Origin of the sequence: Streptomyces atriruber, assembly GCF_001418325.1 — a bacterium.
In the GTDB taxonomy this organism is placed as follows: domain Bacteria; phylum Actinomycetota; class Actinomycetes; order Streptomycetales; family Streptomycetaceae; genus Streptomyces; species Streptomyces atriruber.
The window spans coordinates 1-14,950 of sequence record NZ_LIPN01000146.1 but is presented as its reverse complement, the minus strand read 5'-3'; the positions used below and the strand labels follow the sequence as shown (position 1 = coordinate 14,950).

The following is a 14,950-nucleotide window of genomic DNA, read 5'->3' as shown; positions in this document are numbered from 1 at the left end:
CATTCCGTCATGTCACAGGGCGCAGGGCTGTCTCGTCTCGGGGGTGTAGCGACGGACGAACCCCAAGGAGCACCCGATGGACGCGCGACTGAACTACATGGCCCAGCCCGGCGCCGCCAAGGCGATCAAGCACTTCATCTCGGGGGCCAGGACGCTGCAGGACTCGACCCTGCCGTCGGCGACACAGGAGCTGGTGGCGCTCAGGGTCAGTCAGATCAACGGCTGCGCCGGCTGCATCGACATGCACACCAAGGAGGCCGCCCACGCGGGCGAGACCCCGTTGCGGCTGCACCTGGTGGCCGCGTGGCGGGAGGCCACGGTCTTCACCGAGGCCGAGCGTGCCGCGCTCGAACTGGCCGAGGAGGGCACCCGGGTCGGGGACGCGGCGGGCGGGGTCGACGACGCGGTGTGGGAGCGTGCCGCCAAGCACTACGACGAGGAGCAGCTCACCGCGCTGGTGGTCCACATCGCTTTCATGAATATGGTGAACCGGCTGAACGTCATCACTCGGCAGCCCGCGGGCGACTACGAGCCGGGGCAGATCCACTGATCGAGCGGGACATCGAGGACCGGGGGGCCATGTGAGCAAGGTCGAGGAGTTCGAGGAGCTGCGGCCGCTGCTGTTCTCCATCGCCTATCGGATCCTGGGCGGCGTGGGCGAGGCGGAGGACGCGGTGCAGGAGACATGGCTGCGCTACGACGGCTCGACGACCTCGCCCGCCTCGACCAAGGCCTTTCTGTCCGCCACGGTCACCCGGATCTCGATCGACGTGCTGCGTTCGGCGCGGGTGCGTCGGGAGCAGTACGTGGGGCCGTGGTTCCCCGAGCCGCTGCTCAACGATCCGTACCAGGATCCGGCGCGCTCGGTGGAGCTGGCCGAGTCGGTGTCGATGGCGGCCCTCGTCCTGCTGGAGCGACTCAGTCCGCTGGAGCGGGCCGTGTTCGTGCTGCGGGACGTGTTCGGCTTCGAGTTCGACGAGGTCGCCGCGGCGGTGGAGCGGTCGGCGGCGGCCTGCCGGCAGCTCCTCGTGCGGGCGCGGCGGCACATGCGGGCGGGGCAGCCCCGGTTCGAGGCGGCCCGCAAGGAGCGGGACGAGCTGGCGTCGCGGTTCTTCGACGCGCTCAGCGAGGGCAATGTGGCCGGGCTGCAGGCGCTGCTCTCCGCCGAGGTGTCGATGATCGGCGACAGCGGCGGCAACGGCCCGCAGCTGACCAAACCCCTCACGGGCGTGGACCGGGTGACCCGGGTGCTGGCGATGGCCTACCCGCGGATGGCCGGGATCGGCGTGACGTACGAGACGCACGAGATCAACAGCCGGCCCGGTGCGGTCTTCCGCGACCGCGACGGCAAGGTCATCCACACGCTGGGGCTGGACGTGGCCGACGGCCGGATCCGGATGATCCGCCTGGTGGTCAACCCCGACAAGCTGCGGCACCTGGGCGAGCCTGCGGACATCTGGGCCATCGACCGCGCGACGCGACAGGCGCACCGCCTCCCGGACTAGGCCCTGTCCGGGAGGGCGTCAGCCCGCGCGGAGGTCCGCCAGCATCTGCCCCTGGTGGCGGTGGCCGACCGTCTCGTAGCCGATCACGGTGACGAACGGGGCGAGCATCACCACGAGCAGGCACACCGCGACCGCGACGCCTGCGAGGGACAAGAGGACCGCCGCGGCAAGGACCACGAGGGTGAGGGAGATCAGCAGCAGGTGGAAGCGGTCCGCCGCGGACAGCAGCAGCGTGTGCAGCAGGTAGACCATCAGCAGGTAGAGGCCGACGGGCAGGGCCAGGGCGAGCACGACGGCGGTCTCGCCGATCTTCGCGTGGTGCTCCAGCTGCAGGCCCGCCACGTGCAGCCCGGCCCCCGCGCCCGCGATGCCGATGAAGAGCGGGATGTGTCCGTAGCCGAAGAGGTATCCGCGGCGACGGCGGTGGACCAGGATGTCGCCGAACGGCGTGGCGAAGTACACCCACCACATGCCGAAGGTCAGCCCGACACCGGCGACGACGACGGCGACCGCGTTCCCGGTCCAGGACGTCCCGTCCGCGCCGCCGAGGAGGTCGCCCGAGGAGGCGACGGTGCCGACGACGCCCTCGCCGAGCGTGATGATGGCGAACAGGCCGTACCGCTCCGCGACGTGGTGCGGGTGCCAGGGCGTGCCGCCCGCGCCGCCCTGGGTGAGGACGGGCAGCACCAGCTCCAGGACCGCGAGCACGACGAAGGCGGCGAACAGGACGGCGAGCGGCAGGTGCACGAACCCGACCACGACCCAGCCGACCTGGGCGATCACGGTCCACCTGATGTTCGCCATCCCCACATCGCGGAACGCGGGGGAACCCCGGGCGGCCCGCCACCACTGCAGCACCATCGCGATCCGCATCACCACGTATCCGATGACCATCGCGCGCAGTTCGAGGTGGCCGCCCTCGTCGAGGGAGTGGAACATCGCGGGCAGGCCGAGCGAGAACACGACGACGCCGACCATCTGCACCATCGTCAGCGCCCGGTACAGCCAGTCGTCGGTGCCGAACGCGGAGGCGAACCAGCTGAAGCTGATCCAGGCGACGCTGATCGCGAACATCGCCAGGGCGAACGCGGTGATCGCCTGCACGGCGTGGCCCTCGGCGACCATCTCGGCGAACCGGGAGGCCGCGGTGCCGACCGCGACCACGAAGGTCAGGTCGTACAGCAGCTCCAGCGGCGTGGACACCCGGCCGTGCTCCTCCGGGTCGCGGCCGCTCATCGGCAGCAGCCGGTGCGCCAGACCGCTCCTTTGGGCAGCCGCGCGTTCGGAGTCGCTCATGAACAGCATGATGACGCAGGACGGGTGCGCCCGCAGTGCGGGATGCCGCGTGACTACCTGCGGGAGAACTCAGGCGGCCTCGGGTGAGCCCGGCAGTCGGCCCGCGAAGCGGCGCACCGCGCAGGTGAAGGCGTCCGGCTCGTCGAAGTTGGCGAGGTGGCGTGCCCCGGGGATCAGCTCGATGCGGGCCTGAGGATGGGCGCGGGCGAATTCCGCCGCGCCGGACCGGAAGACGGTGTCCTTCTCGCCGTTGAGGATGAGGACGGGCGCCGCCACGTGCCGCATCGCGCTCGCGTCGAAGCGGCCGATGACCTCGCCCCAGGCGTCCGGCAGCGTGTGGAACGCGTAGCCGGAGCGGATGGTCTCCGCCACCGTCCGCGGCGGGTACAGCCGCCGGAGCGCGCGGTCGTTCCACCGGGCCAGCCGGTCGGCGGGCAGCCGGGTGACGAGCCGGGCGACCACCCGGTACGGCGTGGCCCACGCGCCGCGCGTCGACGCGCTGGCCCCCGCGAGGACGAGCCCGCGCAGCCGGTCCGGGTGGCGGCGGGCGAACTCCAGCGCGGCGTACCCGCCGAGGGAGTGGCCGACGACCAGGGCCGGTCCGCGGTCGAGCGAGTCCACGGCGGACGCGATGATCTCCGTCGCCGCGGCGAGGCTCCAGGGCTGCGCGGAGCGGGCCCCGTGGCCGGGCAGGTCGACCGCGGCGACGGGGAAGTCGTCCCGCAGCGCGGTCAGTTGGGGGCTCCACTGCCCCGCGCTGAAGCGGGTTCCGTGCACGAAGACGATGGGTGGCGCTTCGGCCGCGCGCGTCGCGTCCGTTGCGCGCACCGCGTCTGTCGCGCTGGTTGTGTCTGCCGTGTCCGTGGCCATGCCGGATCCCCCCTGATCAGCCGCGGTCAACCCGCGATCAGCCCCGAGACCGGCTCATCCGCGCGGGTCCTCGCCGCGTGCCGCCCGCTTCTCGGCCTGCTCCGCGTGCTTCTCCTTGATGCGCACCGCGTCCTTGCGCACGTCGGCCTGCGTGGCGCGCTCCTGGCGCAGCCAGCCGGGCTGCTCCGCCTTCAGCGCGTCGATCTGCTCCGTGGTGAGCGGCTCGGTCACTCCGCCGCGCGCGAGGCCCGCGATGGAGACGCCGAGCTTGGCCGCGACGACGGGACGGGGGTGCGGGCCGTTGCGGCGCAGCTCCTGGAGCCACTCGGGCGGGTCGGCCTGCAGCGCGTTGAGCTCGCTGCGCGAGACGACGCCCTCCTGGAATTCGGCGGGCGTGGCCTGGAGGTACACACCCAGCTTCTTCGCCGCGGTCGCGGGCTTCATGGTCTGGGTGGTCTGGTGCGACGTCATGGGTCCAGGGTATCGAGCGTGTGCGCTACTCCCGACCACGCCGGGTAGCCTGGCGAGGTGACAGGCTCGGAAGTATCCCCTTCGTTCCAGCTCGCCTACGTCCCAGGGGTGACGCCCGCCAAATGGGTGCGTATCTGGAACGAGCGGCTGCCCGACGTCCCGCTGACCCTCCTCACCGTGTCCGCGGCCGAGGTGCCCGGCGTACTGCGCGCGGGCGGCGCCGACGCCGGTTTCGTGCGGTTGCCGATCGACCGTACGGACCTCAGCGCGATCCCTCTCTACACCGAGACGACGGTCGTCGTGATCCCGAAGGACCACGTCGTGGCCGCGGTCGACGAGGTGTCCCTCGACGATCTCGCCGACGAGGTCGTGTTCCACCCGCTGGACGAGACGCTGGAGTGGGAGCGGCGGCCCGGACTGCCCGCGTACGAGCGTCCCGCGACGACCGAGGACGCGGTCGAGCTGGTCGCGGCGGGAGTGGGGCTCCTCGTCGTGCCGCAGTCCCTCGCCCGCCTGTACCACCGCAAGGACCTCACCTACCGCCCGGTAACGGGCGCTCCGGAGTCGCGCGTCGCCCTGTCGTGGCCGGAGGCCGAGACCACGGATCTGGTCGAGGACTTCATCGGGATCGTCCGTGGCCGGACGGTCAACAGTTCCCGGGGCCGGGCCCAGACCCCGCCGAAGGGCAAGGGCAACGGCACGGACAAGGACGTGGCCAGGGCCAAGGCGGCGCTCCAGGCGAAGCGGAAGCCGGCCGGAACCGGCAAGGGCGGTGCCAAGTCCGCCGGGAAGCCGACGGGCGCGGGCAGGTCGACGGGCAAGGGCGGGCGCGGCTCCGCGGCCGCCAAGCGCGGCAAGCCCCGCCGCCGCTCCTAGGGCCCGGGACGCCTCGGGGCGGCGCGACTCACCCGTCCGACATCCCCGGCACCACCAACCCCGACTCGTACGCCGCCACCACCGCCTGCGTCCGGTCCCGCAGTCCCAGCTTGGCGAGGACGCGGCTCACGTGGGTCTTCACGGTCTCCTCGCCGACGTGCAGGCGTGCGGCGATCTCCGGGTTGGAGAGGCCTTCCGCGACGAGTCCGAGCACCTCGGTCTCGCGGGGTGTCAGGGAGTCCAGGCGCGGCGTGGGCCTGCCCGTGCGGGTGGGGCGGATGCGGGCGAACTCGGCGATGAGACGGCGGGTGACCGTCGGCGCGAGCAGCCCCTCGCCCGCGGCGACCACGCGGACCGCGTCGAAGAGGTGCTCCGCGGTGACGTCCTTGAGCAGGAAGCCCGCGGCCCCGGCACCCAGCGCGTCGTACACGTGCTCGTCGAGGTCGAAGGTGGTGAGGATGAGGACGCGGGTGTCCGTCCCCGCCAGCCGGCCGGTCGCCTCGATGCCGTCCATCACCGGCATCCGTACGTCCATCAGGACCAGGTCGGGCCGCAGCTCCCGGCAGAGGCGGACCGCCGCCGCGCCGTCCGCCGCCGTGCCGACGACGGCGAAGTCGGGCTGTGTGGCGAGCAGTCCGGCGTAGCCGACGCGCACGACCTCGTGGTCGTCGGCGATGACGATGCGCAAGGGCGCGGGCCCGTGCGGGCGGCTGCTCACGCGGCCTGCTCCCGGGACTCTCGGGCGCGGGGCTCCCCGGGCGGCACGGGGAACGTCGCCTCGATCAGGAAGCCGCCCCCGGACGCCGGGCCCGCCCGCAGCGTGCCGCCCACCATCGCGGCGCGTTCACGCATGCCGAGCAGGCCGTGGCCGTCGTCGTGGTCCGTCGACGAGTGCGGGCTCGGTCCGTTGTCGCGCACGCGCAGGCGCAACTTACCGGGCCCGTAACGGAGTTCGACGTCGATCGCGGCCCCGGGCGCATGCCTGCGGGCGTTGGTGAGAGCTTCCTGGACGATGCGGTACGCGGTGAGCTCGACGCCCGCGTCCAGGGGCCGCATCGGGCCCTCGACGATCAGGCGCAGCGCGCCGCCCGACGCGTCCCTCGCCTCGTCGACGAGCTCCCCGAGCTGTTCGATGCCGGGCTGCGGTCGGCGTTCCGGTGCGGCGGCGGCCGGGCCCGCGTCCTCGCGCAGCACGCCGAGCAGCCGGCGCATCTCGGTGAGGGCGGTGCGTGCGGTGTCACCGATGGCCAGGAAGCGCTCGGCTCCGGCGGCGGGCAGGCCCGGGGTGGTGAGCCGGGCGGTCTCGGCCTGGACGGCGATCATCGAGATGTGGTGGGCGACCACGTCGTGCAGCTCCCTGGCGATCCTGGCGCGTTCGCCGCGGGCCGCGTGGGCGAGCAGGGTGTCGGCGATGGCGCGTTCGGTGGCGTCGTGGGCGAGCGCCGTGTCCCTGGCCCGGCGGGCGAGCCCGGTCCCGGACGCCGCGGCGGCGCCCGCGGCGATCAGCGCGGCGAGGAACCCTGCCCCCGTGATCGCGTAACCGACGAAGGGCAGCGGCAGCAGCACGGCGAGGACCTTCGGGCCGTGCAGGCCCGCCCGGTGGAGGGCGAAGAGGACCACGGCCAGTCCGGCCGCCGTCAGGACGTGGAACGGGGTGAGCGCGAGCAGTCCTGCCGCGGCCGCGGCCGACGCCGCCGCCGCCACGCCCCTGCTGCCTGCCGACGGGCGCCGCGGCGCGGCGAGGACCGCCACCGGCGCCGTGGCCGCCAGCGCGAGGGACAGTGCCAGCGGCAGCGGGACGCGGCCGTCCGCGCGCAGCAGCACCTCGCCCGCGGCGGCGAGCGCGAGGACCGCGGCGGCCACCACCGGCGCCTCGGGCGACCCTCCGGGCGGCCACATCCGCTTGCCCCGTACGGCAGTTACGGCAGTCGGCGACTTCACGGGAGTCATTGTCACCGGCGGCGGGCACGGTGGAGTCCCTCGTGTGAGGGATACGAAGACGCTCCGGCGCGTGACGACCCGCGCCCTCGGCGTCCCTAGCCTCGCTTCGTACGGATGACACCGGGGGAAGGAGCAGGGGCGCATGGAGGCGACCATCGAAGTACGGGAGCTGCGCAAGCGGTTCGGGGCGGTGACGGCGGTGGACGGGCTCTCGTTCCGCGTGGAGCCGGGACAGGTGACCGGGTTCGTGGGGCCCAACGGCGCGGGTAAGTCGACGACGCTGCGGATCCTCCTCGGCCTGGACACCGCCGACGGGGGCGTCGCGCTGATCGGGGGGCGTCCCTACGCGGCGCTGCGCACCCCGCTCCTCGAAGTCGGCGCACTGCTCGACGCGGGCGCCGTGCACCCCAGCAGGCGGGGGCGGGACCATCTGCTGTGGATGGCGCACTCGCACCGGATCCCGGTGCGGCGGGTGGACGAGGTGCTGGAGCTGGCGGGGCTCGGCGGGGTCGCGCGGCGGCGGGTCGGCGGCTACTCGCTGGGCATGCGGCAGCGGCTGGGCATCGCGGCGGCGCTGCTCGGCGACCCGCCGGTGCTGCTCTTCGACGAGCCCGTCAACGGCCTGGATCCGGAGGGCATCCGGTGGATCCGCACGTTCCTGAAGGTGCTGGCCGCCGAGCGGCGGGCGGTGCTCGTCTCCAGTCACCTCATGAGCGAACTGGAGGACACCGCGGACCACTTGATCGTGATCGGCCGGGGCCGGGTGATCGCCGACACGAGCGTACGCGAGCTGCTCGACGCCGCGTCGGACGACCGGGTGGAGGTGCGCACCGACGAACGGACCCGGGCGATGACGGTCCTCGCGGCGGCGGGCGCGGGCGTCGCGGCCACCGGCCGGGACGTCCTCGCCGTGTCGGGGCTCGACGCGGAGCGCGTCGTGGCGCTGCTCGGCGGGGCGGGCGTGGCGTTCTCGGGTATCGCCGCGCACCGGGCGACGCTGGAGGAGGCGTACATGGAACTCACCCGGGACGCCGTGCAGTTCGCGGCGGACGCGGAACAGCGGCCCTCCGCCGCGGCCGTCCCCTCCTTCGAGGAATTCGAGGAAGAGGAAGGTGCGCGATGACCACCACCACGTCACGCCGCCCCGGGGCCGCGCCCGTGGGCCGCGCCGGGCGCCCCGTGCGCGACGGGTTCCCTCAGCTGCTGCACGCCGAGTGGACCAAGTGGCGCACGGTGCGCCGCTGGGGCGTCACCCTCCTCGGCGCGGTTCTGGTGACCGTCCTGGTCTCCCTGTTCTCGGCGCTCAGTTCGACGGCCGAGACCGCCCGCGGCGGCGGCCCGCCGGGCCCCACCGACGCCGACGGCCGACCCGTGCGGGACGCCTTCTCCTTCGCCCACCGCACGCTCACCGGCGACGGCAGCATCACGGCCCGGGTGTCCGTGCCCGCCGCCACGGGGTCCGGCGCGACGCCCGAGTGGGCCAAGGCCGGAGTGCTGGTCAAGGAGAGCACCCGGCCGGGGGCGGACTACGCCGCCCTCATGCTCACCGCACGTCACGGAGTGCGTCTGCAGAGCGGGTTCACCCGCGACGTGGCGGGCTCGGCCGCCTCGCCCGGCGACTCCCGGCTGCTGCGCCTGACCCGCGACGGCGCGAAGGTCACCGGATACGAGTCCACCGACGGCCGCGCATGGCAGCAGGTCGGCACGGTCGACCTGGACGGCCCGGACAGCACCGGGCGCGCCCCGGACGCCGTGGCGGCCGGTTTCTTCGTGGCCTCCCCCGACATCCAGTCGCGCGAGCGGGAGTTCGGCAGCGCGTCCGTCGACCAGCGCCCCTCGGCGTCCACGGCACGCTTCGCACAGGTGCGGCTCGACGGGCGCGCGGCCCCCGCGGCCTGGCAGCACACGGACGTCGGCGGGGACCCGGCCCGCGCCTCGGGCGAGCTGCGGAGCACGGACGGCAGAGGGAACGAGAAGGGCAGGGAGAGCACCGGCAGCGCCTTCACGCTCAGCGGCTCCGGCGACATCGGCCCGGCGCCGCCGCCCAACGACCTGGCCGTGATGGTCCTGGACGGCGCCCAGTTGGGCCTGGTCCTGATCGCCGCGCTCGGCGTGCTCTTCGTCACCGCCGAGTACCGCCGGGGCATGATCCGCACCACCTTCGCGCTCAGCCCGCGACGCGGCCGGGTGCTCGTCGCCAAGGCCGTGGTGATCGGCGCGGTGTCGTTCGCCGCTGGGCTCGTCGCGGCGTTCACCGCGTACCTGGTCAGCGCACCCCGGCTGCGCGGCGACAACAAGCCGCCGATTTTCGGCGACATCGCCCTCGGCGACGGCCCCATGCTGCGTGCCGTCATCGGCACCGCCGCCGTGCTCGCCCTGATCGCCGTGCTCGCCCTGGGCCTCGGCGCGCTGCTGCGCAGCACGGCGGCCGCGATCACCGTCGTCGTGGTGGTGTTCGTCCTGCCGCTGATCCTGCTCAGCACACTGCCGCTCGATCTCGCCCACGCGGTGCAACGCCTCACGCCCGTCGCCGGGTTCGCGATCCAGAACACCCTCCCGCGCTACGGACAGGTGGCGACCGTCTGCCTGCCGGAGGAGGGCTGTTACCCGCAGGGCCCCTGGACCGGCCTCGCGACCCTCGCCGCCTACGCCGTCGTGGTGCTCGGCGCCGCGGTGTGGCGGCTGCGGAGGCGGGACGCATGACACCCTGGACGGGACGAGGGAACCGCGGCCGGGGCCTGGGCACCCTGCACGCGGAGTGGACGAAGCTCCGTACGCTGCCCAGCACCTGGTGGCTGCTGCTCGCCACGGTGGTGCTGACCGTCGCGGCGGGCGTCCTCACCACCGCCTCGCTGTCCACCGGGGACTGTCCGGTGCCCGCCGAGTGCCACGAGGACACCGTCCGGCTCAGCCTGACGGGCGTGTGGGTGGGGCAGGGCGCCGTCGTCGTCCTCGCGGTCCTCGCGATGAGCGGCGAGTACGGCACCGGGACCATCCGCACGACGCTGGCCGCCCAGCCGCGACGGGTGCGGGTACTGGCCGCCAAGGCTGTGGTGGTGGGCGCGCTGACCGCGGGGGCGGGCGCCCTCGGGGCGTACGGTTCGCTGCTCGCGGGGCGTGCGCTCCTGGCCGCCGACGGGTTCGCGGTGCCGGGGCTCATGGCGGGGCCGACTCTGCGGGCGGCCCTGGGATCGGTCCTCTATCTGTCGCTCGCCGCGCTGGTCGGGCTCGGCACGGCCACCGCCCTGCGCGACACGGCGGCCGCGGCGACCACGGCCCTCGCCCTCTTCTACGGCCTTCCGGTGCTGGCCGGGCTGCTGGCCGACCCCGACTGGCGGGAGCGGGCCGAGGAGCTGACCCCGTCGACGGCCGGGCTGGCGATCCGTGCGACCGTCGGCCTCGATCGGCTGCCGATCGGGCCGTGGGCGGGGATCGGGGTGCTCGGCGGCTATGCGGCGGGGGCGTTGCTGGTGGGCGCGCTGGTGCTGCGTGCGCGCGACGCCTGAGCGTCCGGTGCGGAAACGGGGAGGGGCCTCCCGCCAAGGCGGGAGGCCCCTCGTGATGCTCTGCGAAGGCGTCAGCCCAGGATGGAGAGCGCCTGGTTGAGCGTCGCGGACGGGCGCATGACCTTGGCGGCCTTGGCCGCGTCCGGCTGGTAGTAGCCGCCGATGTCGGCCGGCGAGCCCTGCACCGCGATGAGCTCGTCGACGATGGTCTGCTCCTGCTCGCCCAGCGTCTTGGCCAGGGCCGCGAAGGCCTCGGCGAGCTGCGCGTCGTCGGTCTGCTTGGCCAGCTCCTGCGCCCAGTACAGGGCGAGGTAGAAGTGGCTGCCGCGGTTGTCGATGCCGCCGAGGCGACGCGACGGCGACTTGTTCTCGTTCAGGAACGAGCCGGTGGCGCGGTCGAGGGTGTCGGCGAGCACCTGGGCGCGCGCGTTGCCCGTCTTCGTGGCGAGGTGCTCGAAGCTGACCGCGAGGGCGAGGAACTCGCCCAGGCTGTCCCAGCGCAGGTAGTTCTCCTTGACCAACTGCTGGACGTGCTTCGGGGCGGAGCCGCCGGCGCCCGTCTCGAAGAGGCCGCCGCCGTTCATCAGCGGGACGACCGACAGCATCTTGGCGCTGGTGCCCAGCTCCAGGATCGGGAAGAGGTCGGTCAGGTAGTCGCGCAGGACGTTGCCCGTGACGGAGATCGTGTCCTCGCCGCGGCGGATGCGCTCCAGGGAGAACGCGGTCGCCTCGACCGGAGCCATGATCCGGATGTCCAGGCCCTCGGTGTCGTGGTCGGCGAGGTACTGCTCGACCTTGCCGATGAGCACGGCGTCGTGGGCGCGGGTGTCGTCCAGCCAGAAGACGGCCGGGTTGCCGGTGGCGCGGGCACGGGTGACGGCGAGCTTCACCCAGTCCTGGATCGGCAGGTCCTTGGTCTGGCACATGCGGAAGATGTCACCGGCGGCGACGGTCTGCTCCAGGACGACGTTGCCAGCGCCGTCGAGGACCCGCACGTTGCCCGTGGTCTGGACCTCGAAGGTCTTGTCGTGGCTGCCGTACTCCTCGGCCTTCTGCGCCATCAGGCCGACGTTCGGGACGGAGCCCATCGTCGACGGGTCGAAGGCGCCGTTGGCGCGGCAGTCGTCCAGGACCACCTGGTAGACGCCGGAGTAGCTGCTGTCCGGCAGGACGGCCAGGGTGTCGTGCTCCTCGCCGTCCGGGCCCCACATGTGGCCGGAGGTGCGGATCATGGCCGGCATGGAGGCGTCGACGATGACGTCGCTCGGGACGTGCAGGTTGGAGATGCCCTTGTCGGAGTCGACCATGGCCAGCTCCGGGCCCTCGGCCAGCTCGGCCTCGAAGGACGCCTTGATCTCCGCACCCTCGGGCAGCGACTCCAGACCCTTGAAGATGCCGCCGAGGCCGTCGTTCGGGGTCAGGCCCGCGGCGGCGAGGGTCTCGCCGTGCGCCGCGAAGGTCTTCGGGAAGAAGGCGCGGACCACGTGGCCGAAGACGATCGGGTCGGAGACCTTCATCATCGTGGCCTTGAGGTGCACGGAGAAGAGGATGCCCTCGGCCTTGGCGCGGGCGACCTGCTCCTTGAGGAACTCGCGCAGCGCGGCGACGCGCATGACGGAGGCGTCGACGACCTCGCCCGCGAGGACCGGTACCGACTCGCGCAGGACGGTGGTGGAGCCGTCGTCACCGGTGAGCTCGATGCGCAGCGAACCGGCCTCGGCGATCACCGCGGACTTCTCGGTGGACCGGAAGTCGTTCTCGCCCATGGTGGCGACGTTCGTCTTCGAGTCGGCCGTCCAGGCGCCCATGCGGTGCGGGTGCGCCTTGGCGTAGTTCTTGACCGACGCGGGGGCGCGGCGGTCGGAGTTGCCCTCGCGCAGGACCGGGTTGACGGCGCTGCCCTTGACCTTGTCGTAGCGGGCGCGGACGTCGCGCTCCTCGTCGGTCTTCGGGTCGTCCGGGTAGTCGGGGAGCGCGTAGCCCTGGCCCTGCAGCTCGGCGATCGCGGCCTTGAGCTGCGGGATCGAGGCCGAGATGTTCGGCAGCTTGATGATGTTGGCCCCGGGCGTCTTGGCCAGCTCGCCGAGCTCGGCGAGGGCGTCGGAGATGCGCTGGCTCTCCTCCAGACGCTCGGGGAAGCTCGCGATGATGCGCCCCGCGAGCGAGATGTCGCGGGTCTCCACGCCGACACCGGCCGTCGAGGCGTAGGCCTGGACCACCGGCAAGAACGAATGGGTCGCCAGGGCCGGGGCCTCGTCAGTGTGGGTGTAGATGATGGTCGAGTCAGTCACCGGGTGCTCCGCTCCGCGTCTGCAACATTGCTCGACATCAAGATATCTCCTACCCACCCCCTTACGGACAGTGCCTTCCGGTCCGTTCTTCGTAGACAGTGTCTACGCGATGTAGTAGACAGTGTCTATGACCGAACAGGACGCCGGGCTGCGGGCCCGGCTGGTGGACGTGGGCGTCGAGCTGGTGGCGACGCGGGGGGTGCAGGCGCTGACCCTGCGGGAGATCGCGCGCAGGGCGGGCGTCTCCCACGGGGCACCCCGGCGCCACTTCCCCACACATGTGTCGCTGCTCTCCGCCATCGCGCGGCGGGGCTTCGCGGAGCTGGCGGCCGAGGCGGAGAAGGCGGTGGTCGGGGGCCGCGAGGAGGGAGCCGGTGCCGACGCGGTCCCGGACGCTCGTGCGCAGCTCAGGGCGCTGAGCCGGGCCTACCTCGACTTCGCCGTGGCGCACCGCGGGATGTTCGAGCTGATGTTCCGCCACGACCTCCTGGAGAGCAATCAGCTCGGCCTGCGGGAGACCAGCCTGCCCCTCTTCGACGTGCTGGTCGGCCTCGTCGCCGAGGCCCGTCCGGGCTCCGGCGCGGGGGCCCGGGTCGTCGCGGGCGCCCTGTGGGCGAACCTGCACGGCATCGCGCAGCTGTGGGGGTGGGGCAGCCTGCGCCTGGCGACGGGCGCGGACGACGTGGGGGCGCTGCTCGACGCGGCGCTGGCGGCGCACCTCGGACCGGAGGCGTCATGACTCCGGCGATCCGACGGAACCCCCCGCAGGGCTTGCCGCGGAACCTCACCCTCGCCTGCAGTGTCGTCGGCGCCATGGTCGTCGCCCTCGACGGCACCGCGCTGACCGTCGTCCAGCCCGCCCTGCAGCGCGATCTGGACGCCTCGTTCGCCCAGGTGCAGTGGACGAGCACCGGCTATCTGATCGCCGTGGCGAGCCTGCTCGTCTTCGCGGGGCGGCTCGGCGACCGGTACGGGCACAGGCGGCTCTTCGCCGTCGGGACGCTCGGCTTCGCGGCCGCCTCCGCGGGCGTCGGCCTCGCGTCCGGCATCGGCTGGGTGATCGCGCTGCGCGTGGCCCAGGGCGTCTTCGGGGCGTTGCTGCAGCCCGCGACGCTCGGGATGCTGCGGGCCGCGTTCCCGCCGGACCGGCTCGGGATGCCGATCGCCCTGCGGATGGGCGCGATCGGCCTCGCGGCGGCCACCGGTCCGCTCGTCGGCGGCGCGCTCGCCGCCCGGCTGGGCTGGCGCTCGGTGTTCTTCCTCAGCGTGGTGCCCGCGCTCCTGATCGGCGTACTGGCGCTGGTGGTGCGCGTTCCGGCGGCGCGCCCGAAGGCGCCCGCACCGGGGCTCGATCTGCCCGGCGCCGGCCTGCTCGCGGCGACGCTGGCCTGCCTCGTGCACACCCTCGTCACCGTGCCGGAGCACGGCTGGACACCGGCCGCCGTGGCGGGCCTCTCGGCGGCGGCCGTCGCGTGCGCCGCGTTCGTACGCCACGAACGGCGCGCCGCGAGCCCCCTGGTGCCGCCCCGCCTGCTCCGCTCGGCCGGGGTCGGGACGGCGCTCGCCATCCTGACGGCGGCGTCCGCGGCGATGTTCGGGGCGCTCTTCGTCGGCACGTACTACCTCCAGGACGTGCTGGACCTCGATCCGCTGGACAGTGCCCTGAGGGCACTGCCGCTCGCCGTGCTGATGGTCGTGAGCGCGCCGCTCTCGGCCGTGGTGCTGCGGCGGCACGGGCCGCGGCGGACGATCACGGCGGCGATGACGGTGCTCGCCCTCGGCGTACTGGCCCTGTCCCGCCTGGACGCGGCGTCGGGCCCGGTGGCGACCGGCGGCGCGTTCCTGCTCGTCGGGGCGGGGTTCGGGACGGTGATGGTCGCCGCGACGGCCGTCGTCGTGCGCCAGGCTCCGATGGCCGACGCCGGGGTCGCCGGCGGCCTCCAGCAGACGGCGATGAACGTGGGCCCCACGGTGGGCATCGCCGTGGCGACCACCTTGATGACCACGTTCGCCTCACCCGCGACGGGCCCGCGGGACGGCCGGTCCCAGTGGCCCGCGGCGGAGTTCCTCGCGGCGATGCCCCCGACGCTGACGGCGCTGGCGGCGGTGGCGGCACTCGGCGCGCTGGCCGCGACGCGACTCCCGCGCCGGACCGCACCGTCCCCCGGCCACTCGCGGCCCCGCGCCGACACGC

14 protein-coding genes are annotated in these 14,950 nt (G+C 73.6%); 8 read left to right on the top strand and 6 right to left on the bottom strand.

Going from position 1 to position 14,950, the window contains the following annotated elements:
* The first annotated feature begins 76 nt into the window (after window positions 1-76).
* Together AOK03_RS16695 and AOK03_RS16690 are read left to right on the top strand one after the other, a co-directional pair.
* The gene (locus AOK03_RS16695) at window positions 77-550 is read left to right on the top strand and encodes a carboxymuconolactone decarboxylase family protein (protein WP_055566058.1); all 474 of its coding nucleotides are present in this window, start codon (window positions 77-79) and stop codon (window positions 548-550) included.
* Window positions 551-581: 31 nt separating this feature from the next.
* On the top strand, window positions 582-1,505 hold the full coding sequence (locus tag AOK03_RS16690; RefSeq protein WP_055566057.1) for an RNA polymerase sigma-70 factor: 924 nt from the start codon (window positions 582-584) through the stop codon (window positions 1,503-1,505).
* Window positions 1,506-1,523: 18 nt separating this feature from the next.
* Here AOK03_RS16690 and AOK03_RS16685 read toward each other — a convergent pair whose 3' ends face one another.
* The 3 genes from AOK03_RS16685 to AOK03_RS16675 form a co-directional block, all read right to left on the bottom strand.
* Window positions 1,524-2,801 carry a low temperature requirement protein A gene (locus tag AOK03_RS16685; RefSeq protein WP_055566088.1) on the bottom strand — a complete coding sequence of 426 codons (1,278 nt, stop codon included), beginning with the start codon at window positions 2,799-2,801 and terminating at the stop codon, window positions 1,524-1,526.
* A 69-nt stretch (window positions 2,802-2,870) separates the two neighbouring features.
* The gene (locus AOK03_RS16680) at window positions 2,871-3,671 is read right to left on the bottom strand and encodes an alpha/beta fold hydrolase (protein WP_079074770.1); all 801 of its coding nucleotides are present in this window, start codon (window positions 3,669-3,671) and stop codon (window positions 2,871-2,873) included.
* 54 nt (window positions 3,672-3,725) lie between these two features.
* A complete protein-coding gene (locus AOK03_RS16675; RefSeq protein WP_055566056.1) occupies window positions 3,726-4,142 on the bottom strand; it encodes a DUF5997 family protein in 417 nt (138 codons plus the stop codon).
* A gap of 57 nt (window positions 4,143-4,199) precedes the next feature.
* Between AOK03_RS16675 and AOK03_RS16670 the strand changes: the two genes are divergently transcribed.
* Window positions 4,200-5,018 (top strand): LysR family substrate-binding domain-containing protein, encoded by an 819-nt coding sequence (locus AOK03_RS16670; RefSeq protein WP_079074769.1) that lies wholly within the window; start codon window positions 4,200-4,202, stop codon window positions 5,016-5,018.
* A gap of 28 nt (window positions 5,019-5,046) precedes the next feature.
* Here AOK03_RS16670 and AOK03_RS16665 read toward each other — a convergent pair whose 3' ends face one another.
* Window positions 5,047-5,736: a response regulator gene (locus AOK03_RS16665; protein ID WP_055566054.1), complete on the bottom strand. Its 690-nt coding sequence runs from the start codon at window positions 5,734-5,736 to the stop codon at window positions 5,047-5,049.
* A complete protein-coding gene (locus tag AOK03_RS16660; RefSeq protein ID WP_055566053.1) occupies window positions 5,733-6,917 on the bottom strand; it encodes a sensor histidine kinase in 1,185 nt (394 codons plus the stop codon). The genes AOK03_RS16665 and AOK03_RS16660 overlap by 4 nt, the downstream gene beginning before the upstream one ends.
* A gap of 184 nt (window positions 6,918-7,101) precedes the next feature.
* Here AOK03_RS16660 and AOK03_RS16655 point away from each other — a divergent pair, with 184 nt between their 5' ends.
* Genes AOK03_RS16655 through AOK03_RS16645 form a run of 3 tightly spaced genes read left to right on the top strand, consistent with a single transcriptional unit; the run spans window position 7,102 to window position 10,465 of the window.
* Entirely contained in the window at window positions 7,102-8,082 is a 981-nt protein-coding gene (locus AOK03_RS16655; RefSeq protein ID WP_079074768.1) for an ABC transporter ATP-binding protein, read from the top strand.
* The gene (locus AOK03_RS16650) at window positions 8,079-9,662 is read left to right on the top strand and encodes an ABC-2 transporter permease (RefSeq protein WP_055566052.1); all 1,584 of its coding nucleotides are present in this window, start codon (window positions 8,079-8,081) and stop codon (window positions 9,660-9,662) included. The genes AOK03_RS16655 and AOK03_RS16650 overlap by 4 nt, the downstream gene beginning before the upstream one ends.
* Window positions 9,659-10,465: an ABC transporter permease gene (locus AOK03_RS16645; protein WP_055566051.1), complete on the top strand. Its 807-nt coding sequence runs from the start codon at window positions 9,659-9,661 to the stop codon at window positions 10,463-10,465. The genes AOK03_RS16650 and AOK03_RS16645 overlap by 4 nt, the downstream gene beginning before the upstream one ends.
* Before the next feature lie 71 nt (window positions 10,466-10,536).
* On the opposite strand, the gene AOK03_RS16640 is transcribed toward AOK03_RS16645, so the two are convergent.
* Window positions 10,537-12,756, bottom strand: coding sequence for an NADP-dependent isocitrate dehydrogenase (locus AOK03_RS16640; RefSeq protein WP_055566050.1), 2,220 nt, complete (start codon window positions 12,754-12,756; stop codon window positions 10,537-10,539).
* A gap of 127 nt (window positions 12,757-12,883) precedes the next feature.
* Here AOK03_RS16640 and AOK03_RS43455 point away from each other — a divergent pair, with 127 nt between their 5' ends.
* Both AOK03_RS43455 and AOK03_RS43450 read left to right on the top strand, forming a co-directional pair.
* The gene (locus AOK03_RS43455; RefSeq protein WP_055566049.1) at window positions 12,884-13,495 is read left to right on the top strand and encodes a TetR/AcrR family transcriptional regulator; all 612 of its coding nucleotides are present in this window, start codon (window positions 12,884-12,886) and stop codon (window positions 13,493-13,495) included.
* The coding region (locus tag AOK03_RS43450) for an MFS transporter (protein ID WP_055566086.1) at window positions 13,492-14,950 on the top strand (1,459 nt) is incomplete at its 3' end. The genes AOK03_RS43455 and AOK03_RS43450, both read left to right, overlap by 4 nt.

Excerpts from the sequence above, each read along its gene's own strand:
- AOK03_RS16695 (WP_055566058.1), top strand. The coding sequence starts at position 77 with ATGGACGCGCGACTGAACTACATGGCCCAGCCCGGCGCCGCCAAGGCG.
- AOK03_RS16685 (WP_055566088.1), bottom strand. The coding sequence starts at position 2,801 with ATGAGCGACTCCGAACGCGCGGCTGCCCAAAGGAGCGGTCTGGCGCAC.
- AOK03_RS16680 (WP_079074770.1), bottom strand. The coding sequence starts at position 3,671 with ATGGCCACGGACACGGCAGACACAACCAGCGCGACAGACGCGGTGCGC.
- AOK03_RS16675 (WP_055566056.1), bottom strand. The coding sequence starts at position 4,142 with ATGACGTCGCACCAGACCACCCAGACCATGAAGCCCGCGACCGCGGCG.
- AOK03_RS16660 (WP_055566053.1), bottom strand. The coding sequence starts at position 6,917 with ATGTGGCCGCCCGGAGGGTCGCCCGAGGCGCCGGTGGTGGCCGCCGCG.
- AOK03_RS16655 (WP_079074768.1), top strand. The coding sequence starts at position 7,102 with ATGGAGGCGACCATCGAAGTACGGGAGCTGCGCAAGCGGTTCGGGGCG.
- AOK03_RS16650 (WP_055566052.1), top strand. The coding sequence starts at position 8,079 with ATGACCACCACCACGTCACGCCGCCCCGGGGCCGCGCCCGTGGGCCGC.
- AOK03_RS16645 (WP_055566051.1), top strand. The coding sequence starts at position 9,659 with ATGACACCCTGGACGGGACGAGGGAACCGCGGCCGGGGCCTGGGCACC.
- AOK03_RS43455 (WP_055566049.1), top strand. The coding sequence starts at position 12,884 with ATGACCGAACAGGACGCCGGGCTGCGGGCCCGGCTGGTGGACGTGGGC.